Raw genomic sequence first — 24,387 nt, forward strand, 5'->3', positions numbered from 1 at the left:
TGAAAATAACAATAATATTATTATGTTAACCTTTGTTATTCACGAAAATTCGTTTATAAATTAATGGAAAAGCAAATACTGAAAAATAGTCCAAATTTTTAAAGGGGGTTCATCATGTATACAGAAAACAAAACACAACTAAATGGCTTAAATCTACATACCGTTAAATCAGAAAAATTTAAGACCAACACAATCGTTTTAAAATCCAGGGCACCACTTACAAAAGAAACAGTTACTAAAAGAGCAATACTTCCTTATATCCTACAAAGTAGTACGAAGAAGTACCCTACTACGACATCTTTTAGATCCTACTTAGATGAGTTATATGGAGCAAGCTTTTATGTTGATGTAGCGAAAAAGGGAGAGGAGCACGTTCTTACATTCTCTATTGAAGTTGCGAATGAAAAATATTTAAAAGACTCTACTCCATTGCTAGATAAAGCACTAGAATTTTTAGCAGAAGTAATTTTTCAACCAAATGCAGATGATGGATCATTCACATCAGATGTCATATCTCAAGAAAAGAAAAATGCGAAGCAACGAATTCAGGCTGTTTATGATGACAAAATGAGATATGGAAACGCAAGATTGGTGGAAGAGATGTGCAAGGGGGAAGCCTATGCCCTCCATGTGCACGGGGAAAAAGAAGATGTGGATCAGCTTACTGAGTCCTCCATGTATGAGTATTACCAAACTTTCCTTCAGACGGATCATGTGGATTTGTACGTTGTTGGAGATCTAGATGAAGAAGCTGTTAAACAATCAGTAGAAAAATTATTCCCTTATCAAAAGCGTGAAGCATATCGATTTGAAACGGAATATCAAAAGAATGTTTCGGATGTACATGTAGTAAAAGAGCCTCAGCCAGTAAAGCAAGGTAAATTAAATATTGGTTTCCGTACGAACATATCCTATAAGGACAAAGAGTACTATGCGCTCCAAGTCTATAACGGGATTCTTGGTGGATTCTCTCATTCAAAACTATTTATTAATGTCCGAGAAAAAGCAAGTTTAGCCTACTATGCTGCAAGTAGAGTGGAATCTCATAAAGGCTTATTAATGGTCATGTCAGGTATTGAATTTTCTAAATATGACCAAGCGGTAGATATTATTCAAAAGCAAGTAGACGCTATGAAAACTGGTGACTTTACTGATAAAGATCTAAGTCAAACAAAAGCAGTAATGAAAAATCAACTGCTTGAGACATTAGATACAGCTAGAGGATTGGTGGAAGTATATTACCAAATTGAAGTTGCTGCGATTGATGCTTCTGTAGATGATTGGTTTACTTCTGTAGAAGCAGTAACGAAAAAAGAAATTGAAGAAGTGGCGCAAAAAATCCAGTTAGACACTATCTACTTCCTAACAGGGGAGGAGGAAACGGCATGAAACAAATGAAATTTGAGCAAATAAATGAGACACTTTATCACGAAAAGCTAGATAATGGTTTAGATGTCTATATTTTACCAAAAGAAGGTTTTCAAAAAACGTATGCAACGTTTACAACGAAGTATGGTTCAATTGATAACCATTTCACGCCACTAGGTGAAACAGAACCGCTAAAAGTACCGGATGGAATCGCACATTTTTTGGAGCATAAATTGTTTGAAAAAGAAGATGGAGATGTCTTCCAACAATTTAGCGTTCAAGGTGCTTCAGCAAATGCTTTTACTACGTTTAACAGGACAGCATATTTATTTTCAAGTACGTCAAATGTCGAACAAAATATGGAGACGCTTCTTGATTTTGTGCAAGAACCTTATTTTACAGAGAAAACGGTAGAAAAAGAAAAAGGGATTATTGGGCAAGAGATTACGATGTATGATGATAATCCAGATTGGCGTTTGTACTTTGGCATGATTGATAATATGTATCATCATCACCCAGTAGGAATTGATATTGCGGGTACAGTAGAATCTATTTCTAAGGTAACCGATAAATTGCTTTATACTTGCTATAACACCTTCTACCACCCAAGTAATATGTTGTTCTTTGTGGTGGGAGCTGTTGATCCAGAGTCGATGATGACATTCATTAAAGAAAATCAAAATAAAAAAACATTTGCAGAACCAGAAAAAATTCAACGCTTCTTTGAAGAAGAACCAGATGCAGTTGCTGAGGCGAAGAAAGTGTTGAAAATGAATGTTCAAACACCTAAGGGACTAACTGGGGTAAAAGCTAATAAGCCGGTTGAAAACGGAGAAGCGTTGTTGAAGAGGGAGATCTCTACAAACATTTACCTAGACGTACTGTTTGGGAAGAGTGCCAAAGCATATTTTGATTTGTATAACGAAGGGCTAATTGATGACACATTCTCTTATGATTATTCACAAGAGGAAGGGTATGGATTTGCTACGATTGGTGGGGACACAGACAATCCAGACCAGCTTCATGAGAAAATCACTACCGTCCTAAAATCCGCTGTTAAAGGGGAGGGTTTATCTGAGGAAGCGGTAGAACGATCCAAGAAGAAGAAAATCGGTGGTTTCTTACGGTCGTTAAATTCTCCTGAGTATATCGCAAACCAATTCACACGATACGCATTTAATGAGATGGATTTGTTCAAAGTGCTAGAAACTTTAGAGTCTGTTTCCTTAAAAGATATTGAAGAAGTTGCAAATTCATTTTATGAAGAAAACCGCGTGACTAACTGTCAAGTTGTTCCGTTAGATTAAGTTATGAAAGCTTATAGAGAGAAGGAGTGCTCCTTCTTTTACTATAAGCTTTTTTTTAATATAAATCCGTTTTTTATTTTGAGTTTGATTAAGAAAGACGTTTTCCTATAAGATGTTTTGGAAGAGGTGATATTTTTGGAGAAAGTGGCATTGGTAACTGGAGTTAGTGGTGGGATAGGAAAAGCTATTGCTGAGAGGCTTTTAAAAGATGGCTTTTACGTTTATGGACAATTTCGATCCAATGAAGCTGATTTAATCAAGTGGAAAGATCAAGTAAATAATGGAGAGAATATTTATTTTATTAAAGCGAATTTAATGGAGGAAGAAGATATAAAAAAACTTACTCACAACCTACCTCCATTAACTGCATTTGTTCATTGTGCAGGACAGTCGTTATATGGATTTCTAGAAGATTATACTGTAGAGGAGATAAATAATCTTTGGCAAGTTCATGTAGTTGCTCCAGCTTTAATCATGAAAAATTTATCAAGTAACTTTAGAACGAAGAAAAATAGCTCTATCATCATTGTAAGTTCTATTTGGGGAGATGTAGGAGCTGCGTTAGAAAGTATTTATGCATCTGTCAAAGCTGCACAAATTACATTTGTCAAAAGTATGGCGAAAGAATGGGCTTCTTCAGGTGTGCGTATAAATAGTGTCTTACCAGGATTAATACATACCAAAATGAATGAAACGTTTTCTGAAGAAGAATTAGAAGAGATTATTTCGGATATTCCATTAGGCAGGATGGGAGTAGCGGATGATGTTGCAGGAGTAGTAAGTTTTTTAATCTCCTCAAGCTCTGCTTATATAACAGGTCAGCAACTAAAGATAAATGGTGGCTGGGAAGGATGATTAATGCATAAGGTTGCATCTTCCAATCCATACTATTCATGTACCATTAATGAAAAAGGAGGCAATACTTATGTCTGTATTAGATAACTGGGGCGATTGGAAGAACTTCTTAGGTGACCGTTTACATCATGCGCAAAATGAAGGTATGAACGACAACACTATTAACGATTTAGCATTTGAAATTGGTGATTACCTAGCGAAACAAGTTGATGCGAAAAACGATCAAGAAAAAGTACTAGCTGATCTTTGGTCTGTAGCTTCTAAAGAAGAGCAACATGCCATTGCAAATATGATGGTTAAACTAGTACAAAACGACGGTACACACCGTTAATGTAAGGGCTCCCTATAGTGGGGGCTTTTTTTATTGCTAGTTATGTAATTCGATTCAAATTTCGTTATTTCTCCACATTGTTCCACGTTTTACTTTCATCTTCATATGAAATGTTTTATTATTAACCTAGGTGTTTTATTGAAATGGTAATATTTCTTAAGGAGGAGCCGATAATGAATCCTACTGAATGGTATTTAGAATATGAAATTCAACGAAACCGACCTGGTTTATTAGGAGACATTTCTTCTCTTCTAGGGATGCTTGCCATTAACATCATTACAATTAATGGTGTGGATGAAGGGCGACGAGGTATGTTACTATTGGCTCAGTCTAACGAATCTATTGATAGGCTGGAATCTATTTTATATACAATGGACACGATAAACGTAACAAAGCTGCGAAAGCCTAAGCTAAGAGATCGTCTTGCTGTTAGACACGGACGATATATCCAGCGAGATGCAGATGATAAAAAGACATTTCGTTTCGTTCGAGATGAACTAGGTTTACTGGTGGACTTTTTAGCAGAACTTTTTAAACAAGAAGGACACAAGCTAGTTGGAATTAGAGGTATGCCAAGAGTAGGGAAAACAGAATCGATTGTCGCATCAAGTGTATGTGCGAATAAAAGGTGGTTATTTGTGTCTTCCACTCTTTTAAAACAAACAGTGCGTAATCAACTAATTGAGTCAGAGTACTCTGAACAAAATATTTTTATTTTAGACGGAATTGTTTCTACAAGAAGAGCTAGTGAAAAACACTGGCAACTAGTTCGTGAAGTAATGCGTATGCCAGCAGTTAAAGTGATTGAGCATCCGGATATATTTGTCCAAAATACAGAATATACACTAGATGAATTCGACTATATTATAGAACTTAGAAATGATGCAGATGAAGAAATTACATACGAAGATATGCCTAAAAATCAACTATTTTCAGCAACTGATTTTGGAGGCTTCGATTTTTAAAAGTGGAAGGTGTTACGGGTGACAGAATTAGGAAATCGCTTAAAAGAAGCGAGAGAATCAAAAGGTTTTTCTTTGGATGATTTGCAAAGTATGACGAAAATCCAAAAAAGGTATTTAATCGGCATTGAAGAAGGTAATTATGAAATGATGCCAGGTAAGTTTTACGTTCGGGCATTCATTAAGCAATATGCTGAAGCAGTTGGTCTTTCTTCAGAAGAAATATTTGAAGAATTTAAACAAGATATCCCAACAGCACATGAAGACGATTTGCCAGAAAAGATATCACGTGTACAAACACGAAAGACGCAAGTGAATAGTTCTTCTTCAAAAGTAATGGATTTCTTACCAAGAACGCTTGCTATTGTGGCTATTGTCGCAGTTGTTTTTATTGTTTGGTTAATTTTCTCTTCATTAAATGAAAATTCACAACCTTTAACGGATGAATCGGAACAAACGGAATCTACAAATTTTGGTGATAATGAAGAAATTGCTGCAACTCCAGATGAAGAAGAGGTAGAAGAGGATACAACAGAGGAAGAACCAGTGGAAGAAGAGGTAGAGGAAACTGTTACTCAGGCAGTAGAGGCTATAAATGTTTCTGGTGGTACTGCAACGTTACAGGTAACTGGTGCTACTGAGAGAAACATTACACTAACAACAACTGGTGAAACGTGGTTGACAGTGGAAGAAAACTCCGAAAGACTTTATTATGGAGCGTTAGCTGCACAAGGAGAGCAACCGGGAGAGTTTACTGCAGAATTAAAAAGTGATTCTGTTTACCTAAATATTGGTCGTACTCTTGATGCAGAGCTTTATATTAATGGTGAGAAAGTAGATTTCCCTTCAAATCCTTCTGATCAAGTGCAACAAAAAATTACTATAGAATTTGTACCAGAGGAACAATAAGCAAAGTATTAGGATGAAAGTTGGTTTCTAAATGAATTTACCAAATAAAATAACTGTTTCTAGAATTTTATTAATTCCGGTATTCTTATTAATTATGTTAGTGCCGTCTCCTTGGCAAGAAACAACCATTTCACTTTTAGGTGCACAAATGCCGGTAAGTCACTTGATCGGAGGCTTGCTATTTATTATAGCTTCTACAACAGATTGGGTGGATGGCTATTATGCTAGAAAGCTTAATTTAGTGACAAATTTAGGGAAGTTTCTAGATCCACTTGCAGACAAGCTACTTGTATCTGCAGCATTAATCGTATTAGTAGAATTAGGCTTAGCACCATCTTGGATTGTTATAGTGATTATTTCAAGAGAATTCGCTGTTACAGGCCTACGACTTATTTTAGCCGGATCTGGTGAAGTTGTTGCGGCTAATATGTTAGGGAAAATCAAAACATGGACGCAAATTATAGCAATATCTGCTTTGTTACTTCATAACGTCATTTTTGCCTATGTGGGTATTCCATTTGATGTAATTTCTTTATGGGTGGCGTTAATTTTCACTGTTTGGTCTGGATGGGACTATTTTGTGAAGAACAAGGCGGTATTTTCTCAAACAGATATGTAAAAGGAGTTGGACGAAATGAAGGCCGAGATTATTGCAATCGGTACAGAACTTTTGTTAGGGCAAATTACAAACTCCAACGCTACGTATATTTCCTCGCAGAGTGCTTCTGCGGGGATTTTTGTCTATCATCATACAGCGGTTGGAGATAATAAAGATCGTTTGGAAAAGGTCATACAAATAGCTGAGGATCGTTCTGATCTACTAATTTTCACTGGTGGTTTAGGGCCAACCAAAGATGATCTTACGAAAGAAACGATTGCAAAACATTTGGGTACTCCACTTGTTTTAGATAAAATGGCGCTAGAGAATATCAAAGATTGGTTTACCAAAATGAATAGAGAAATGACACCTAATAATGAAAAGCAGGCGTTAATCTTAGAAGGTTCCTATGTCTTAAAGAATGATTATGGTATGGCTCCCGGTATGGTGTATGAGAAAGCTGGGAAAACATATGTACTCTTACCTGGTCCGCCTAATGAGATGAAACCTATGGTTGATAATTACTTAATTCCTTATCTTTTATCAAAAAGATCAGATGGTAGTGTGCTTACATCTCGAGTATTAAAGTTTTATGGCATTGGAGAGGCTGATTTAGAGCATCAACTTCAAGATATTATTGATGAACAATCAAATCCTACTGTTGCTCCACTAGCTGGAGATGGGGAAGTAACACTGCGTCTAACCGCATTTGGTGAAAATAGCAGCGTTAATAAGAAATTATTAGATGAAATGGAAAGTACCATCGCTAAAAGAGTCGGTGCATTTATCTATGGATATGATCAAGAAACGTTATGGTCTTCATTACTTAACAAGTTACGACACAAAAACTTGACCCTTGCAGTTGCTGAAAGTTTCACAGCTGGGTTATTTCAATCTACTTTTGCAGCAGAGGCTGGTGCAAGTAGTGTTTTAAAAGGAGGGGTAGTTTGTTACGACAAGTCAGTAAAGACCAAACTCTTAAAACTAGATGAAGAAACACTTGAGTCAAATGGCGTATATAGCGAATGGTGTGCAAGGGAGTTAGCGTTATCTGTCAGACGATTGCTCAATACTTCTATTGGTATAAGTTTTACTGGAGTTGCTGGTCCAGGAGCACATGCAAATGTTGATCCAGGGACGATTTTTATGGGAATTGCTTGGGGTGAAGAAGAAGTAGAGACAGTTAAACTATCTTTAGTAGGTAGCCGTGAAGCAATACGGAATCGAGCAGTAAAGTGGATGGCAGACCATTTAAGAAAAAAGGTAGAACAACTTAAATAAGTGTGATGAGGCTGGGACAAAACTAGAAAAGGTACACTCCGAATAAACGAATGTACCTTTTTTGCGTTGTATTTGAGTTAATAAAACTGCAGAATTAGTGCTTTTACAGAATAAATTCAAGAGCAGTCACTTTTTGGTTTTGTCCCAGCCTCTAAAAATGTGCCATACAATCTTTTTGTTCCAAAAGAATTAAAAGATTTTTGGCTTATTTTTTGTTTTTCCTTATATTACTTTTATGATTTTGATGTAATTCCTATGGTATTTTATCGTTTTGTGATAGAGTAGACACAAGAAAAAAAGCGAATGAATGTTCGATTTTTTGCTTGGCAAATGACAGAAAAGAAGGTATAGTAAAGATAGACTAAGAGAAACAAACACTTTATGTGATTCGTATAGAGGAGGAACAAACAGTGAGCGATCGTCAAGCCGCATTAGAAATGGCATTAAAGCAGATTGAGAAGCAATTCGGAAAAGGATCTGTCATGAAATTAGGGGAACAAACAGAACGAAGAATCTCAACGAGTCCTAGTGGCTCTCTAGCATTAGACGTTGCACTTGGCGTAGGTGGATATCCAAGAGGACGTGTGGTAGAAATATATGGCCCAGAAAGCTCTGGTAAAACAACAGTTGCACTACACGCTATTGCTGAAGTTCAAGCGAAAGGTGGACAAGCAGCATTTATTGATGCGGAACATGCTTTAGACCCTGTGTATGCACAAAAATTAGGTGTAAATATCGATGAGCTATTATTATCGCAACCTGATACTGGTGAACAAGCATTAGAAATTGCTGAAGCATTAGTTCGCTCTGGTGCTATTGATATTATCGTAGTTGACTCAGTTGCTGCGTTAGTTCCTAAAGCGGAAATTGAAGGTGAGATGGGTGATTCTCATGTAGGGTTACAAGCTCGTCTGATGTCTCAAGCGTTAAGAAAGCTTTCCGGTGCTATTAATAAATCAAATACTATTGCTATCTTCATTAACCAAATTCGTGAAAAAGTAGGCGTAATGTTCGGGAATCCAGAGACTACTCCTGGAGGAAGAGCTTTAAAATTCTATTCATCCGTTCGCTTAGAAGTACGCCGTGCAGAAACGCTTAAACAAGGTAACGATATGGTAGGTAATAGAACAAAAGTAAAAGTAGTAAAAAATAAAGTCGCACCACCATTCCGTGTTGCAGAAGTAGACATCATGTACGGAGAAGGGATTTCTCGTGAAGGAGAAATTATCGATATCGGTTCCGAGTTGGATATTGTTCAAAAAAGTGGTTCTTGGTATTCCTATAATGAGGAGCGTCTAGGGCAAGGTAGAGAGAACGCTAAGCAATATCTAAAAGAACATAAAGAACTTCGTGACTCCATCATGTATAAGATTCGTGAACATTATCAATTAGATAAACCGAAAGAAGATCCTGGTGATCAAGAAGAAATGCTAAACAGTTTATTAGATGAAGAATAAGTCATTACAGGAGAGAGTTGTCCATAAAGTTTCGGCTTTATCGTGACAGCTCTCTTCTTTTATTCAAATGTAAAAGCGTAATACATTCTGAAATTTCTAATTGTTGTAAGTAGAGCCCCTTGACAATGATTAATTCGAGAATTAAAATAAAACATGTATATTTTGGATTTCTTTTTCTTACAAAATTGAAAGCCTAGTGCTGTATGTTGACAAACGTAACACAATGTACAAGCCGACATGTTGAAAGCATGGCATATTTGAATAGCAAGAGGAGGTGAACAGATGGACGACATTACCTACATCATCATCTTCATTTTGCTTGGCCTTATCGTCGGTGTAGTTGTTGGCTATTTCATTTTTAAAACTCAATCAGATGCTAAAGTTACTGGCGCAAAGCATGTTGCTAATCAACTTGTAGAAGATGCAAAAAGAGAAGCGGATGCATTGAAAAAAGAAGCGCTGTTAGAAGCGAAAGATGAAAACTTTCGCCTTCGTACTGAGACGGAACAAGAGCTAAAGGAGCGACGAAATGAGCTTCAGAAGCAAGAGAACCGCTTATTACAGAAGGAAGAAAACCTTGATCGTAAAGATGAGTCAGTAAATAAAAAAGAACTCATGTTAGAACGACGCGAGGATGCATTAGCCGAAAGACAACAACATATTGAAGAGATGGAAAGCAAAGTGGACGAGATGGTACGTATGCAAAAGACCGAACTCGAACGCATCTCGAACTTGACGCGCGAGGAAGCACGAGGAATTATCTTGGAGCGAGTAGAAAATGAACTTGCTACCGATATCGCCTATATGGTGAAGGATTCTGAAAATCGCGCTAAAGAAGAAGCGGATAAGAAAGCAAAAGACATCTTATCACTTGCGCTTCAGCGTTGTGCAGCAGACCATGTAGCAGAGACCACTGTTTCCGTTGTTAACTTACCTAATGATGAGATGAAAGGTCGAATTATTGGACGAGAAGGACGTAATATTCGAACATTGGAAACACTTACAGGAATCGATTTAATTATTGATGATACACCTGAGGCAGTCATTCTATCTGGTTTCGATCCTATTCGTAGAGAAACTGCTCGTTTAGCATTAGAGAAACTGGTACAAGACGGTCGTATCCATCCTGCTCGCATTGAAGAAATGGTGGATAAAGCGAGACGTGAAGTGGACGAGCATATCCGTGAAATAGGTGAACAAACAACTTTTGAAGTTGGTGTTCACGGTCTCCATCCTGATTTAATTAAAATTTTAGGTCGATTAAAATTCCGTACAAGTTACGGTCAAAATGTATTAAAGCATTCCATGGAAGTAGCTCACCTTTCTGGCTTACTAGCTGCTGAATTGGGTGAAGACGAAACATTGGCACGTCGTGCAGGTCTACTTCACGATATCGGTAAAGCGGTCGATCATGAAGTAGAAGGTAGCCATGTAGAAATTGGAGTAGAGTTGGCAACCAAGTATAAAGAACACCCAGTTGTTATCAACTCGATTGCTTCTCACCATGGTGATACAGAACCAACATCTATCATTGCTGTTCTTGTAGCAGCTGCCGATGCATTGTCCGCAGCAAGACCAGGAGCTAGAAGTGAGACATTAGAAAACTACATTCGTCGTTTAGAGAAACTGGAAGAAATTTCGGAATCGTATGATGGAGTGGAAAAATCCTTTGCTATCCAAGCTGGACGTGAAGTTCGTATTATGGTTAAACCTGATCAAATCGATGATCTACAAGCTCACCGATTGGCAAGAGATATTCGTAAGAAGATTGAAAGTGAACTTGATTATCCTGGCCATATAAAGGTAACAGTCATTCGAGAAACTCGTGCAGTAGAGTATGCGAAGTAATAGGTAAGAATAACCCGGATTAACTTATTATTTAGTTAATCCGGGTTATTTATTTGTCATAATAAAAGCGATTAGTGCTACAGGTTGTGATAGCTTGAGTATCATTCTGATATAAGGGAAAAATAATGAAAGAATAAACAAGATTTTATAAATGAAAGAGCATGAAAATTTTATATGCTATAATAAAATTCGCAAGTTGAACTAGAAAGGATTTTTACATGAAGTTATTATTTGTAGGAGACGTAGTCGGTTCTCCAGGTAGAGATATGGTTAGTGAATATGTACCAATGCTTAAGAAAAAATATCAGCCAGCGATGACAATTATTAATGGTGAAAATGCGGCATCTGGAAGAGGGATTACAGAAAAGATTTATAAGCAATTCCTACACGCAGGTGCTGATATGGTGACATTAGGAAATCATTCTTGGGATAACCGGGAGATTTTTCAGTTCATTGATGATGCGAAAGCACTTGTTCGTCCGGCAAATTATCCAGAAGGTACCCCAGGGGTAGGAATACAATTCCATACGGTAATGCAGAAAACCATTGCTGTAATTAATCTTCAAGGTACTACTTTTTTACCTCCATTAGACGATCCATTTAGAAAAGCAGATGAGTTAATTGAAATGGCTAAGAAAAAAACATCCATCATTTTCGTTGATTTTCATGCGGAAGCAACAAGTGAAAAATTAGCAATGGGCTGGTACCTAGACGGAAGAGTTACTGCAGTCGTTGGTACACACACACATGTGCAAACAGCTGATCAACGTGTATTACCAAACGGAACGGCTTATTTAACGGACGTAGGAATGACTGGTCCATATAATGAAATATTAGGAATGTCCAAGGAAGCTGTTATTAAAAGATTTTTAACACAGTTACCAGTTCGTTTTGAAGTACCAAAAGATGGCCCTACTCAGTTAAGCGCTTGTTTAATCACAATTGATCCTAAATCAGGAAAAGCTACAAAAATTGAGAGAATCTTAATTAATCAAGATAATCCTTTTACTCCTGAAACGTAAGGTAAACTGTGACGATAACTTAGGAAAGTACTCGTATACATGACATAGTTTGTCTGTTCCTTGAATAGTATGACAGTGGAATCATTTTTCCGCCATGCTTACATTGCCCTTTAAGGACAAGGAGGAACATGCAAATGGATATATTAAAAGTTTCAGCTAAATCAAACCCAAATTCAGTAGCAGGAGCATTGGCTGGTGTTTTACGTGAACGTAAAGAAGCCGAAATTCAGGCTATCGGAGCTGGGGCATTAAATCAAGCGGTAAAAGCAGTTGCTATTGCAAGAGGGTTTGTAGCTCCTACAGGAGTAGACTTAGTGTGTATCCCAGCATTTACGGACATCCAAATAGAGGGAGAAGAGCGGACAGCCATTAAATTAATTGTCCAACCTCGATCGTAACAAAGGACACCTTGTTCATATGGACAAGGTGTTCTTTTGTTACGTGAACAGTAACAACTCATCGTTAGCCACGTGATGTGGCCCGTTCTTAGATGAGTCTCCTTGAAATAAGTAAGAGACTACCAATGGTGTAACACTTATCATTCGCAAAAAGTCAAACACCTAAATAAACACAATCATCTGATACTAAGGAGATGACAAAAATGAAGAAAATCATTGACGCACACTGTGATGTCCTTTGGAAGTTATATGAAGATCCAACCAGATCGTTTACAAATAGTCCAGACCTCCATCTCACATACAACCAACTAGTAAGCGAAGGAGCAAAAATGCAAGCATTCGCCCTTTTTGTCGATCCAATTGTTCCTACTCACTTGCAATATGAAGCAGTTCTAGAGATGCTCCAACTTTATGAAAAAGAAGTCTTAGGAAAACATGCAGGAATGAAACCCATTCTATCAAAAAAAGATCTCCAACAATTATCAGCTAATCAAATAGGAGCGATGCTTACGGTTGAAGGGTGTGATTGGATTGATGAGAATTTAGATCGCTTAACTTTTTTGATAAGAAAAGGTGTTAAAGCTGTTGGGCTTACATGGAATCATGTAAACAAACTAGCGGACGGAGCCATGGAACCAAGAGGTGCAGGTCTAACTTCTTTAGGTTTTAAAGTGATAGAGCATTTAAATAAACATCTTATCTTAACGGATGTAAGTCACTTATCAGAGCGTGCATTTTGGGATGTATTGACAGTGGCGGAATACCCTATTGCCTCTCACTCAAATGTTGCAACGCTTTGTCCGCATCCAAGAAATTTAAAAGACGATCAAATAAAAGCAATGATTGATGTAGATGGTTGGATGGGAATTACTTTTGTCCCTTTCTTTTTGACGAAGAATGAAAAAGCGACTATTCAGGATGTACTTCGTCATGTAGAATATGTCTGTTCTCTAGGTGGAGAGAATAATCTTGGTTTCGGATCAGATTTTGATGGTATAAAAGAAACGGTGGTAGGACTCTCTTCTTATAAAGACTATTCAAACTTAATAAATGAGCTTCAAAAACACTATTCTGAACGTTTAGTAAGAGGGTTTTTAGGAGAAAACTTTTTAAAAAGACTACCTAGTTAAGTAGATAGGTCTCTACTCCTTAAGAATGATTTTCAGTTGAATATGGAATAGTGTCTTTCCGACGGTAGTGATTTCGTGCGAAAAATGCTACACTTAGGAAAGACAGATGTCGAACGTTGGATTAGAAGGGGTGTACATACGAATGAAAGAACAACTTTCCTGGAAAGTGGGAGGCCAGCAAGGAGAAGGTATTGAAAGTACTGGAGAAATCTTTGCTATCGCTCTAAACCGCTTAGGGTATTACTTATATGGATATCGTCACTTTTCTTCCCGTATTAAGGGTGGACATACAAATAATAAAATCCGTGTAAGTGTTAGAGAAACACGTGCTGTTGCGGATGACTTAGATATTCTAATTGCATTTGATCAAGAAACGTTGGATGTAAATGCACACGAACTAAATGAACAAGGTGTAATGATTGCTGACGCAAAGTTTAATCCAGAACAACCTGAAAATTCAAAAGGTGTTTTATATTCCGTTCCATTTACAGAGATTGCACAAGAATTAGGGACATCTTTAATGAAAAACATGGTTGCTATTGGTGCTACATGTGCAGTATTGAACTTAGACCCTTCTCAGTTCCGAGATGTCGTAGAAGAGATTTTCGGTAGAAAAGGGGAAGCTGTTGTAGATAAAAACATGGAAGCGATTCAACAGGGTTATTCAAAAATGCTTGAACTTCTTGGTGACTATGCGGGATCACAACAATTAGCTCCAGCAGATGGAAAACAACGTATGTTCATGATTGGAAATGATGCTATTGCAATGGGAGCTTTAGCTGCAGGAGTTCGACTAATGGCTGCTTATCCAATTACACCAGCATCTGAGATAATGGAGTATTTAATTAAGAAGCTACCGAAATTCGGTGGTACTGTCATTCAGACGGAGGATGAGATTGCAGCTGCAACGATGGCAATTGGCTCTAACTACGCTGGAGTTCGTTCTTTTACAGCCTCGGCTGGTCCTGGTTTATCTTTAATGATGGAAGCAATTGGACTATCTGGGATGACAGAACAACCTTTAGTAGTTGTGGACACACAACGTGGTGGCCCATCTACTGGTTTACCAACGAAACAAGAACAGTCTGATTTAATGGCGATGATTTATGGAACGCATGGAGAAATTCCAAAGATTGTTCTTGCTCCAAGTACGGTAGAAGAAGCCTTCTTTGATACCATCCAAGCTTTTAATTTAGCGGATCAGTATCAATGTCCTGTTATCATTCTATCTGATCTACAATTATCTCTTGGAAAACAAACAGTAGAACCTTTAGATTATAATAAAATTACTATAAATCGTGGTAAGCTTGCGTCTTACAACGAAGAGCTTCCAGAATTAGAAGCAAAAGAATACTTTAAACGTTATCAGGTTACGGAAGACGGTGTTTCTCCTCGTGTTGTACCTGGAATGAAGCACGGGATTCATCACGTAACTGGAGTAGAACATGATGAGACCGGGAAGCCATCAGAATCTACCTCTAACCGCCAAGCGCAAATGGATAAGCGTATGCGTAAGACTAACTCTATTCAATTTGACCGTCCACTGCATGTAAACGCAATTCATGAAGAAGCAGACATTTTATTTGTTGGATTCAACTCTACAAGAGGTGTCATTGAAGAGACAATGGAGCGTTTGACGAAAGAAGGACTGAAAGTGAACCACGCTCATGTTCGACTTCTTCATCCTTTCCCGAAAGAAGAATTAGCTCCGTTAATGACTGCGAGTAAGCAAGTGGTGGTAGTAGAGCATAACGCTACTGGACAATTAGCTAGTTTAATTAAGATGAACGTAGGGCAAGCAGATAAAATTACAAACTACTTACGATATGATGGTAATCCAATTTTACCGCATGAGTTACAGGCGTTTAGTAAGGAGCTGGGATAATGGCGACATTTAAAGACTTTCGAAATAATGTAAAACCAAACTGGTGTCCAGGTTGTGGTGATTTCTCTGTACAAGCAGCGATTCAGCGTGCTTCGGCAAATGTTGGATTAGAACCAGAACAAGTAGCGGTTGTTTCTGGTATTGGTTGTTCTGGTAGAATTTCCGGATACATTAATTCCTATGGCTTACATGGTATCCATGGACGCGCATTGCCAATTGCACAAGGTGTAAAAATGGCTAATCGTGACTTAACCGTTATTGCTTCTGGTGGTGATGGTGATGGATTTGCCATTGGTCTCGGACACACCATTCATGCAATTCGTCGAAACATTGACATTACGTATATTGTAATGGATAACCAAATTTATGGATTAACAAAGGGGCAAACGTCCCCTCGATCTGCTGCAGGATTTAAGACTAAGTCGACTCCAGAAGGCGCAATTGAACCAGCACTATCTCCAATGGAAACAGCTCTTACATCAGGCGCTACATTTGTGGCACAAAGCTTCTCTACTGATTTAAAAGAACTAACGGCCATTATCGAAGCTGGTTTAAATCACAAAGGATTCTCCCTAATTAACGTGTTTAGTCCATGTGTTACGTATAACAAAATCAACACATATGACTGGTTTAAAGAGAACTTAACGAAGCTATCAGACATCGAAGGCTATGATCCTTCTAATCGTGCTAAAGCAATGGCTACATTGATGGAACATGATAGCTTAGTAACAGGGATTATCTATCAAAATACAGAGCAACCTTCTTACCAAGAGTTAGTGCCTGGTTATGATAAAGATTCTCTAGTGAAGCAAGATCTGACCCTAGAAGAAGGTCAATTCCAAGCATTAATGAAAGAATTTATGTAAGCTAAATCGAATAAAATTCTAGATTACCTGTACCCACTACAAGTAAAAGCAACTTGCTGAAGCTTGTAATGGGTACAGGTTTTTATACAGGTATAATGAAAGTAAAGTAATTGTCAACAAACCAACTGAATCTCTTGTTTATTCCTAAATTATTGAAAGCGATTCCTTGTCAACTCTAGTAATATTCATTATAATGATAGAATGTAAAACTCATCGTTTTAGCGGTGCGAAAGGGGTTACATTCATGAATGAAGAACAGCGTAAGCATCAAACAGAGAATGTAAAATCAGATGCTTCTTCTACTAAAACAGAAAAAGACTATAGTAAATATTTTCAATCAGTCTATATTCCACCATCCTTAAAAGATGCTAAAAAACGTGGAAAAGAAAAGATTGCTTATCATAATGACTTTGGTATTGAAGAACGCTTTCGTGGTTTAGGAGAAGGACGTAAGTTTTATATCCGTACATACGGCTGTCAGATGAATGAGCATGACACAGAAGTAATGGCTGGGATCTTTATGGCACTTGGATATACTGCTACCAATTCTACAGAAGATGCTGATGTGATTTTACTAAACACCTGTGCAATTCGTGAAAACGCAGAGAACAAAGTATTTGGTGAATTAGGACATTTGAAATCTTTAAAACGTGAAAGACCAGATTTATTAATTGGCGTTTGTGGATGTATGTCACAGGAAGAATCAGTAGTAAACAAGATTCTTAAAACGCATCAACATGTAGATATGATCTTTGGTACGCATAATATCCACCGTTTACCAAACATCTTGCATGATGCTTACATGTCTAAAGCTATGGTAGTGGAAGTGTGGTCTAAAGAAGGGGATATTATTGAAAACCTTCCTAGAGTTCGTCGTGGTGAAATTAAAGGTTGGGTTAACATTATGTACGGCTGTGATAAGTTTTGTACGTATTGTATCGTTCCTTACACACGTGGAAAAGAACGAAGTCGTAGACCGGAAGAAATTATCCATGAAGTAAGGCAGCTAGCTGCACAAGGATATAAAGAGATTACTCTACTTGGTCAAAACGTTAATGCTTACGGAAAAGACTTCGATGACGTAACGTATGGTTTAGGAGATTTAATGGATGAATTAAGAAAAATCGATATTCCTAGAATACGATTTACAACATCTCATCCAAGAGACTTCGATGACCACTTAATTGAAGTATTAGCCAAAGGTGGGAACTTGGTTGAACATATCCACCTCCCAGTTCAATTTGGTTCAACGGATATTTTAAAAATCATGGCGAGGAAGTATTCTCGTGAACACTTCCTAGAACTTGTTGGTAAGATCAAAAAAGCGATGCCAAATGTAGCATTAACAACAGATATTATTGTGGGATTCCCAAATGAAACAGAAGAGCAATTTGAAGAAACGTTAAGTCTTGTTCGTGAAGTTGGTTTCGAAGCGGCATACACATTCATTTATTCTCCTCGTGAAGGTACACCTGCTGCTAAAATGACTGATAATGTGCCAATGGAAGTGAAAAAAGACCGTCTTCAACGTCTAAATGCTTTAATTGGAGAGTATGCCAAGGAAGCAATGAAGCGTTATGAAGGTCAAATTGTAGAAGTGTTAATCGAAGGGGAAAGCAAAAATAATCCAGATATTTTAGCGGGATATACTCGTAGAAGTAAATTGGTAAACGTGAAAGCACCAAAAGAAGTTATTGGTAAAATCGTGAAAGTGAAAATTACAGACGCTCGATCCTTCTCACTAAACGGGGAATTTATAGAAGAAGGAGTAATCGGGTCTGAATTCCTTGAAGGGGTAGAGGTGGAGTAACTATGGTAAAGTATACAAAGGACGATATTATTGCTCGTGCAGAAGAGCTTGCGAATATGATTTCTCAAATGGATGAGGTAGATTACTTTAAACGTGCGGAGGCACAAATTCATGAGAATAAAAAAATTCGCGAAAAAATAGCGAGCATCAAGAGCTTACAAAAGCAAGCTGTCAACTTCCAACATTACGGTAAAGCAGAAGCACTACGTATGGTAGAAGAAAAGATTGATAAGCTTCAAGCAGAACTGGATGATATTCCAGTAGTGCAAGAGTTTAAGCAGTCGCAACTAGATGTTAATGATCTATTGCAAATCGTAGCTAACACTATTTCCAACACAGTAACTGATAATATTATTAAAGAAACAGAAGGGGATTTATTACGTGGTGAAACAGGTTCACACGTGAAGAATAGCCCTGCAGGTAGCTGTTCTTAATAGTAAAAAGGCAGAGGAACAATTCATTTGTTCTCTCTGCCTTTTTTGTTACGAGAAGATTAACATCTCATCGGTAGCCACGTGATGTGACATATACTTAGATGAGTCTCTTTTGGAAAAGAACATTATGTCCTTTTGCGAGCTCACTAAGGTCTGTAGCGGAGACTAGGGTTCCTTTGTGAAAGAAAACACAATGTATATGCAGGAGTATTATTTTATCAAGAGGAATTAATAATCCTGTTTTATCTGACATACGGTGAGTTCGAAAGACGTAGAATGTATGGACAACATTATTCATATAAATAGGTCAAACACCCTTATAAGAAGCCCGCATAGTATGGAGTATCGCTCGTTCCTATATGCCTATATATTTTAGAAAAGTTTGACACCAAGAACTAGTCAAACGCATAGGATGAAGTGAAAAAGAATGAGGAGGTTACGCTCGCATGTCAGATTATAGAGAGATTATTACGAAAGCGGTCGTGGCGAAAGGACGCAAATTTACACAGTCTACGCACATTATCTGCCCACCTTATAAACCAACAAGTATCTTAGGTTGCTGGATTATTAACCACACCTTTGAAGCTAAAAAAGTTGGAAAGAAAGTTGAAGTTAGCGGATGTTATGACATCAATGTATGGTATTCCCACTCGGGTAACAAGAAAACTAGTGTAGTAACAGAAACAGTTCACTATACAGATGTAATCAAGTTAAAACACCGTGATCCAGATGCACTACATGATGATGAAGTAGTAGCAAGAGTATTGCAAAACCCTAACTGTACAGAAGCAGTAATATCTCCATGTGGTGAAAAGATTATTGTACACGTGGAAAGAGAATTCCTTGTAGAAGTTATCGGAGAAACAAAAGTATGCGTACTAGTAAATCCGCATGCTTGTGAGGACTGCGATGATGACGATTGGGAAGAAGAATTAGATGAAGAATTAGAAGACTTGGATCCTGATTTCTTAATTGGTGGAGAAGAAGAGTAACTAGGAGAGGACATCTCCTAGTTTTTTGTTGCCCACGTGACGTGGGTACTCGTCGTTAGCCACGTGATGTGGCTAGCTCTTAGACGAGTCTCCTTACCATAACTCAAAAATTCGCAACAACTTGGCGTTGGTCGCGTGACGCGACCACTTGGCGTTAGCGACGTGAAGTCGCTTGAAATTAGCGAAGTATCCGTGATGTGGCCGGTACTTAGCGAAGTATCCTTATTATTGTTTCAAAAATAGTGACGTGGGTACTCGTCGTTGGTCGCGTGATGCGACCACTTGGCGTTAGCGACGTGAAGTCGCTGGAACCTAGCGAAGTATCTGTTATGTGGCTAGCTCTTAGACGAGTCTCCTTACCATAACTCAAAATTTCGCAACAACTTGGCGTTAGCGAAGTCTCGCTTCTATAATAAACTTAAATGGACAAGTAGTCTCTGCTTTAAATTCTTAAACTCTCCTCTCGCATCAAAACTCCATCCCAAAAGAGAATATAAACAATAAACTTCGCAATATAGTAAACATGTAAAAAATATTTCCAAATGTATCCGTTTACACTTTTTATTTCGGTTGTGCATTCACTCAATAAAGATTATAATGTCCATTATAAACAAACAAATGTACATTATAAAAATACACAGGAGTGATGACATGAACCTAGAAAATAAAGAAATCAAAATCGGATTGTTAGGATTAGGGACTGTAGGTACTGGTGTTGTCACCCTGATTGATCGCCAACAAGAACAATTTCACCACTTGATAGGATGTCCAGTAAAGATTACGAAAATATTAGTACAGGACTTAGAAAAAGAGAGAAATATAGAGTTTGAGCATAAAACATTAACATTAGATCCTTATGATATCGTTAATGATTCAGAGATAGATATAGTGATAGAGGTAATGGGGGAATGGATTATACCTATCAAATAATAGAGAAGGCGTTGCGAAATGGAAAGCATGTCGTAACGGCAAATAAAGACTTGATGGCAGAAAGAGGACCCGAATTATTACAACTTGCAGTAGATCACCATTGTGATTTGTTTTATGAAGCAAGTGTGGCAGGTGGAATACCTATCCTCCGCAGTGTTGTTGAAGGATTAGCATCAGATCGAATTCAAAAAATGATGGGAATAGTAAATGGTACAACTAATTACATGCTGACAAAAATGACAACACAAGGAAGAACATACGAAGAGGCATTAGTAGAAGCACAACATTTAGGCTTTGCAGAAGCAGATCCAACATCAGATGTAGAGGGGTTAGACGCAGCTAGAAAAATGGCGATTCTCTCCACATTAGGATTTTCTATGCAGATTGCTCTTCAAAACGTGCAAGTCAAAGGAATCTCTTCCATTTCTAAAGAAGACATACAATACGCAGACCAATTAGGATATGTAATGAAACTTATTGGGCATGCAGTGCGATTGGATGACGAAGTTTCTATCTCAGTAGAACCGACTATGCTACCTAAACAACATCCACTTGCTAATGTACACAACGAGTATAATGCCGTATATGTGTATGGAGAAGCTGTTGGTGAAACAATGTTTTATGGTCCAGGTGCAGGAAGCTTACCAACGGCTACAGCTGTGGTGTCAGATCTAGTTGGTGTCATGAAAAATATGCGCTTAGGTGTAAACGGAAAAAGCGTGGTTCATCCACGTTATAGAAAGCAAATAGCGCCTTTATCCAAGCAGTATTGTTCTATGTTTTTACGAGTGTTTGTGAAAGATGAAGTAGGAGTTTTAGCCAAAGTTACAAAGCTTTTTGCTGATCGAGAAGTAAGTTTTCAACGAATAGGGCAAACAATCCTACCAGAAAAATTATGTGATGTCGTCATTGTCACACACCAAGCCAATAAAGAATCGCTTCAACAAGTCTTACAAGATTTATCTAATGCCGACTATGTAGATCGTGTAGTCTCGTACTATAGAGTAGAAGGGGGAGAATAAAATGAAAAGTGGTTTATTAGAAGCTTACACCTCTTACCTACCACTGACAGATAAAACTCCACACATTTCACTAGGAGAAGGGAGTACCCCTTTAGTTTATCTACCTACCATTTCTAGAAACTTATCCATCCAACTCTATGTAAAGTTAGAAGGTGCTAACCCAACAGGATCATTTAAAGATCGAGGTATGGTAATGGCTGTGGCAAAAGCAATGGAAAATGGAAGTAACAAGATTATCTGTGCGTCTACTGGTAATACTTCCGCTTCCGCTGCTGCTTATGCTGCACATGCAGATTTAGAATGTATCGTGTTGATCCCAAGGGGGAAAATTGCTAAAGGTAAGTTAGCACAAGCCATGATGTATGGAGCTAAGATTGTTCAGGTCGATGGAAACTTTGACGATGCTCTTCGCATCGTACAAGATTTAGCTAAAGAGTATCCCATTACTTTAGTGAATTCTGTAAATCCTTACCGAATTGAAGGACAAAAAACAGCTGCGTTTGAAATTATCGACGTCTTAGGAAAAGCACCTGATTACGTTTCACTTCCTGTAGGTAATGCAGGAAATATAACAGCTTACTGGAAAGGATTTACAGAATATAATAATATCTTTCAGACTGGTTTGCCAAAACTAGCAGGGTATCAAGCAGAAGGAGCAGCAGCAATTGTTCAAGACAAAGTAATACTGCAACCAGAAACCATTGCAACCGCTATACGTATTGGTAACCCTGCTTCGCGTAAACAAGCTATGGTAGCTAGGGATCATTCAAATGGCTGGATTAAGTCAGTCACAGATCATCAAATTATAGAAGCGTACCAACTTCTCGCTAAGAAGGAAGGTATCTTGGCAGAACCATCCTCGTGTAGCAGTGTAGCAGGTGTCATCCAACAAGTCGAAAATGGTGAAATACCAAAAGGAAGTCAAGTAGTTGCCATATTAACTGGCAATGGTTTAAAAGACACGGAAGCGGCTATCGACTATTCATTAAGTAAGACCTTTACAGTCGAGGGGACGAAAGAAGCTGTGAAAGCTTGGTTGGAGGCAAGCACATGAAAAAGAAACTAACCATTCAAGTGCCTGCAAGCTCTGCAAATTTGGGCCCTGGCTTTGATTCAGTCGGTATAGCGTTAGGGAAATACCTAACGCTTGAAGTACAAAAATATAGTCGCTGGCATGTTGTTGCGGAATCTCCGCATTTAGCACACTTACCGAACGATGAAGAACATTTTATTGTCCAAACAGCTTTGAAAATTGCAGAAAGATATGAAGTCGAGCTTCCACCATGTAGAATCTCCATACGATCTGACATTCCTTTAGCCAAAGGGTTAGGAACTAGTTCTTCAGCCTTACTAGCAGGATTGGAATTAGCAAATCAAATGTGCCAATTAAATTTAACATTGGAGGAAAAAATTCAGATTTCAAGTGAATTAGAAGGTCATCCTGATAATGTGGGACCTGCACTGACGGGTGGACTTTTTATAGGTGCATTTGTTCAAGGAAAGGTGAATTATACAAGATTAGATCCACCAAACATAGATTTTGTTGTTGCCATTCCACCATTTGAATTATTAACCGATGACTCTAGAAACGCTTTACCATCTCACTTTCCATTTGTAACTAGTATTGAAGGAAGTGCGTTAGCGAACGTATTGGTGGCAGCTTTAGCAACAAATAATTTACCAGCTCTTCAATCTGTTTTCTCTAGTGATGTTTTTCATGAACCTTTTCGACAGTCTTTTATCCCTCATTGGTTAGACTTAAAGCACAGTTTTCTATCTAATGGAGCGCTCGGTGTCGCTTTATCTGGTGGAGGACCAAGTATACTTGTCATTACAGAAAAAGGGCAAGGTGAAAGCATAGCAACAACTGTACAAAAATATTTCCCATTATACGAAATTCGTTGTTTGCCCGTTGACATACAAGGTGTAGTGATAAAGTAAAAAAGAATAAAAACCTCCGTTCTAGCCATTTTATTAATAGTAGGACGGAGGTTTTTTTGTGCAAATTATCGTGAATGCGACAACGATAGAAGATGCCAATGAGTGGTTATGGTTTGTTTTTACATATATAAAAGAATTTGATTCATCTGCAACGTTTTACTATAATCCTAAAAAACTTGGAAGCATAAGAAGAATTCAATTAGGGAGTTTACGTATAGAAGATAGACTCTATCATGCAGAACTTCAGTATGAGAAATTAGGAACAATCCACTTTATAGAATGGTTTTCCGAAAAAGGAGAAACGTTAAAATCTTCGCACCCTTTAATACAGTGGATGATGGATAAAACGAGAGTATGGGAGTCGAAAAACAGTGATAATTGGAAGATACCTATTGGAGATACAACCATCTCTTTGCGAGCAAGATGGGAAAGCTATGCCCAATATCAATCCCTTCCTATAAGCAATGCTTTTAGACAGTTAATAGAAATTGCTGATGAAATGGACGAAGTAACTCTTGGATTTAATATAAATTTATTATGTAAACCTACTATTCAACATGCTCTAACACTATTTCAAAAAGGGAAAAAGCAACTTATCGAAAAGGGTGATATAGAGCTTGGAGTGACTCTGCTTATTTCATCCATAGAAATTATTTGTTTGCAAACGGAAAGTAACTTGAAACGCTGCTCAACATGTGGCCAAATAGAGTATTCAATAGGTGATCGTGTAGTTGATTTTTATAAAACTCATACTAGCTTATCAAAGAAAGAAGCCGAGGAGTGGTATTCTCAGCGATCTAAGTTTATTCATACGGGTAACTTTATGACAAATGATGTACAAGTGCCAAGATTAGATCCAGAAGATGTAAGCGGATGTGTTAGGATACAAGAAGGAAATATAGAAGTTTTTTTACAGGAAACTACTAAAGGTTTTATCAACTTTTTATTTACACTATCAATAGATGAAAAGCGAGATGCTTGAGGACTAAATGATCCTCAAGCTGTTCTTGTTTAAAAAATGTTTCTTAAAGTTAAGACTTT

The 24,387-nt window shown here is 37.7% G+C and carries 21 protein-coding genes and 1 pseudogene; all 22 read left to right on the plus strand.

Features of this window, described 5'->3' with window-relative positions; all coding sequences use genetic code 11:
• The first annotated feature begins 114 nt into the window (after positions 1-114).
• Entirely contained in the window at positions 115-1,389 is a 1,275-nt protein-coding gene (gene yfmF, locus G8O30_RS05220) for an EF-P 5-aminopentanol modification-associated protein YfmF (protein WP_239673929.1), read from the plus strand.
• Positions 1,386-2,675, plus strand: a complete 1,290-nt coding sequence (yfmH, locus tag G8O30_RS05225; RefSeq protein ID WP_239673930.1) for an EF-P 5-aminopentanol modification-associated protein YfmH — start codon at positions 1,386-1,388, stop codon at positions 2,673-2,675. Before yfmF ends, yfmH begins: the two co-directional genes overlap by 4 nt.
• Before the next feature lie 144 nt (positions 2,676-2,819).
• Positions 2,820-3,530, plus strand: a complete 711-nt coding sequence (gene ymfI / locus G8O30_RS05230; RefSeq protein ID WP_239674495.1) for an elongation factor P 5-aminopentanone reductase — start codon at positions 2,820-2,822, stop codon at positions 3,528-3,530.
• A 70-nt stretch (positions 3,531-3,600) separates the two neighbouring features.
• Positions 3,601-3,861: a DUF3243 domain-containing protein gene (locus tag G8O30_RS05235; protein WP_239673931.1), complete on the plus strand. Its 261-nt coding sequence runs from the start codon at positions 3,601-3,603 to the stop codon at positions 3,859-3,861.
• A 173-nt stretch (positions 3,862-4,034) separates the two neighbouring features.
• Complete coding sequence (locus tag G8O30_RS05240) at positions 4,035-4,826, plus strand: YmfK family protein (protein WP_239673932.1); 792 nt, start codon at positions 4,035-4,037, stop codon at positions 4,824-4,826.
• Between the two features lie 18 nt (positions 4,827-4,844).
• The gene (locus G8O30_RS05245; protein ID WP_239673933.1) at positions 4,845-5,732 is read left to right on the plus strand and encodes a helix-turn-helix domain-containing protein; all 888 of its coding nucleotides are present in this window, start codon (positions 4,845-4,847) and stop codon (positions 5,730-5,732) included.
• Between the two features lie 31 nt (positions 5,733-5,763).
• The gene (gene pgsA, locus G8O30_RS05250) at positions 5,764-6,351 is read left to right on the plus strand and encodes a CDP-diacylglycerol--glycerol-3-phosphate 3-phosphatidyltransferase (RefSeq protein WP_239673934.1); all 588 of its coding nucleotides are present in this window, start codon (positions 5,764-5,766) and stop codon (positions 6,349-6,351) included.
• 15 nt (positions 6,352-6,366) lie between these two features.
• Positions 6,367-7,611: a competence/damage-inducible protein A gene (locus G8O30_RS05255; RefSeq protein WP_239673935.1), complete on the plus strand. Its 1,245-nt coding sequence runs from the start codon at positions 6,367-6,369 to the stop codon at positions 7,609-7,611.
• Between the two features lie 410 nt (positions 7,612-8,021).
• A complete protein-coding gene (gene recA / locus G8O30_RS05260) occupies positions 8,022-9,068 on the plus strand; it encodes a recombinase RecA (RefSeq protein WP_275576525.1) in 1,047 nt (348 codons plus the stop codon).
• 282 nt (positions 9,069-9,350) lie between these two features.
• Complete coding sequence (gene rny / locus G8O30_RS05265) at positions 9,351-10,916, plus strand: ribonuclease Y (protein WP_239673936.1); 1,566 nt, start codon at positions 9,351-9,353, stop codon at positions 10,914-10,916.
• A gap of 218 nt (positions 10,917-11,134) precedes the next feature.
• Entirely contained in the window at positions 11,135-11,938 is an 804-nt protein-coding gene (locus tag G8O30_RS05270; protein ID WP_239673937.1) for a TIGR00282 family metallophosphoesterase, read from the plus strand.
• Positions 11,939-12,072: 134 nt separating this feature from the next.
• Complete coding sequence (locus G8O30_RS05275) at positions 12,073-12,336, plus strand: stage V sporulation protein S (RefSeq protein WP_239673938.1); 264 nt, start codon at positions 12,073-12,075, stop codon at positions 12,334-12,336.
• A gap of 203 nt (positions 12,337-12,539) precedes the next feature.
• Positions 12,540-13,466, plus strand: a complete 927-nt coding sequence (locus tag G8O30_RS05280) for a dipeptidase (RefSeq protein WP_239673939.1) — start codon at positions 12,540-12,542, stop codon at positions 13,464-13,466.
• A gap of 142 nt (positions 13,467-13,608) precedes the next feature.
• Positions 13,609-15,351: a 2-oxoacid:acceptor oxidoreductase subunit alpha gene (locus tag G8O30_RS05285; RefSeq protein WP_239674497.1), complete on the plus strand. Its 1,743-nt coding sequence runs from the start codon at positions 13,609-13,611 to the stop codon at positions 15,349-15,351.
• Positions 15,351-16,217, plus strand: coding sequence for a 2-oxoacid:ferredoxin oxidoreductase subunit beta (locus G8O30_RS05290; RefSeq protein ID WP_239673940.1), 867 nt, complete (start codon positions 15,351-15,353; stop codon positions 16,215-16,217). Before G8O30_RS05285 ends, G8O30_RS05290 begins: the two co-directional genes overlap by 1 nt.
• Positions 16,218-16,461: 244 nt before the next feature.
• Complete coding sequence (gene miaB / locus G8O30_RS05295) at positions 16,462-18,027, plus strand: tRNA (N6-isopentenyl adenosine(37)-C2)-methylthiotransferase MiaB (protein WP_239673941.1); 1,566 nt, start codon at positions 16,462-16,464, stop codon at positions 18,025-18,027.
• A gap of 2 nt (positions 18,028-18,029) precedes the next feature.
• Positions 18,030-18,461, plus strand: coding sequence for a YlbF/YmcA family competence regulator (locus tag G8O30_RS05300; protein WP_239673942.1), 432 nt, complete (start codon positions 18,030-18,032; stop codon positions 18,459-18,461).
• Positions 18,462-18,907: 446 nt separating this feature from the next.
• On the plus strand, positions 18,908-19,453 hold the full coding sequence (cotE, locus tag G8O30_RS05305; RefSeq protein WP_239673943.1) for an outer spore coat protein CotE: 546 nt from the start codon (positions 18,908-18,910) through the stop codon (positions 19,451-19,453).
• 651 nt (positions 19,454-20,104) lie between these two features.
• Positions 20,105-21,405 (plus strand): annotated as a pseudogene (locus tag G8O30_RS05310) (homoserine dehydrogenase).
• 1 nt (position 21,406) lies between these two features.
• Positions 21,407-22,459: a threonine synthase gene (gene thrC, locus G8O30_RS05315; protein ID WP_239673944.1), complete on the plus strand. Its 1,053-nt coding sequence runs from the start codon at positions 21,407-21,409 to the stop codon at positions 22,457-22,459.
• Entirely contained in the window at positions 22,456-23,346 is an 891-nt protein-coding gene (thrB, locus tag G8O30_RS05320; RefSeq protein WP_239673945.1) for a homoserine kinase, read from the plus strand. Before thrC ends, thrB begins: the two co-directional genes overlap by 4 nt.
• 58 nt (positions 23,347-23,404) lie before the next feature.
• Complete coding sequence (locus G8O30_RS05325) at positions 23,405-24,328, plus strand: hypothetical protein (protein WP_239673946.1); 924 nt, start codon at positions 23,405-23,407, stop codon at positions 24,326-24,328.
• Positions 24,329-24,387: the final 59 nt, after the last annotated feature.

It is taken from the genome of Mangrovibacillus cuniculi (genome assembly GCF_015482585.1).
GTDB lineage: Bacteria > Bacillota > Bacilli > Bacillales > R1DC41 > Mangrovibacillus > Mangrovibacillus cuniculi.

What these genes read in the sequence shown, in the direction of transcription:
- G8O30_RS05240 (WP_239673932.1), top strand. Translation starts at nt 4,035, where the DNA reads ATGAATCCTACTGAATGGTATTTAGAATATGAAATTCAACGAAACCGA.
- thrC (WP_239673944.1), top strand. Translation starts at nt 21,407, where the DNA reads ATGAAAAGTGGTTTATTAGAAGCTTACACCTCTTACCTACCACTGACA.
- G8O30_RS05275 (WP_239673938.1), top strand. Translation starts at nt 12,073, where the DNA reads ATGGATATATTAAAAGTTTCAGCTAAATCAAACCCAAATTCAGTAGCA.
- miaB (WP_239673941.1), top strand. Translation starts at nt 16,462, where the DNA reads ATGAATGAAGAACAGCGTAAGCATCAAACAGAGAATGTAAAATCAGAT.
- G8O30_RS05255 (WP_239673935.1), top strand. Translation starts at nt 6,367, where the DNA reads ATGAAGGCCGAGATTATTGCAATCGGTACAGAACTTTTGTTAGGGCAA.
- G8O30_RS05290 (WP_239673940.1), top strand. Translation starts at nt 15,351, where the DNA reads ATGGCGACATTTAAAGACTTTCGAAATAATGTAAAACCAAACTGGTGT.
- yfmF (WP_239673929.1), top strand. Translation starts at nt 115, where the DNA reads ATGTATACAGAAAACAAAACACAACTAAATGGCTTAAATCTACATACC.
- G8O30_RS05300 (WP_239673942.1), top strand. Translation starts at nt 18,030, where the DNA reads ATGGTAAAGTATACAAAGGACGATATTATTGCTCGTGCAGAAGAGCTT.
- pgsA (WP_239673934.1), top strand. Translation starts at nt 5,764, where the DNA reads ATGAATTTACCAAATAAAATAACTGTTTCTAGAATTTTATTAATTCCG.
- G8O30_RS05280 (WP_239673939.1), top strand. Translation starts at nt 12,540, where the DNA reads ATGAAGAAAATCATTGACGCACACTGTGATGTCCTTTGGAAGTTATAT.
- G8O30_RS05270 (WP_239673937.1), top strand. Translation starts at nt 11,135, where the DNA reads ATGAAGTTATTATTTGTAGGAGACGTAGTCGGTTCTCCAGGTAGAGAT.
- yfmH (WP_239673930.1), top strand. Translation starts at nt 1,386, where the DNA reads ATGAAACAAATGAAATTTGAGCAAATAAATGAGACACTTTATCACGAA.
- rny (WP_239673936.1), top strand. Translation starts at nt 9,351, where the DNA reads ATGGACGACATTACCTACATCATCATCTTCATTTTGCTTGGCCTTATC.
- G8O30_RS05285 (WP_239674497.1), top strand. Translation starts at nt 13,609, where the DNA reads ATGAAAGAACAACTTTCCTGGAAAGTGGGAGGCCAGCAAGGAGAAGGT.
- G8O30_RS05235 (WP_239673931.1), top strand. Translation starts at nt 3,601, where the DNA reads ATGTCTGTATTAGATAACTGGGGCGATTGGAAGAACTTCTTAGGTGAC.
- cotE (WP_239673943.1), top strand. Translation starts at nt 18,908, where the DNA reads ATGTCAGATTATAGAGAGATTATTACGAAAGCGGTCGTGGCGAAAGGA.
- thrB (WP_239673945.1), top strand. Translation starts at nt 22,456, where the DNA reads ATGAAAAAGAAACTAACCATTCAAGTGCCTGCAAGCTCTGCAAATTTG.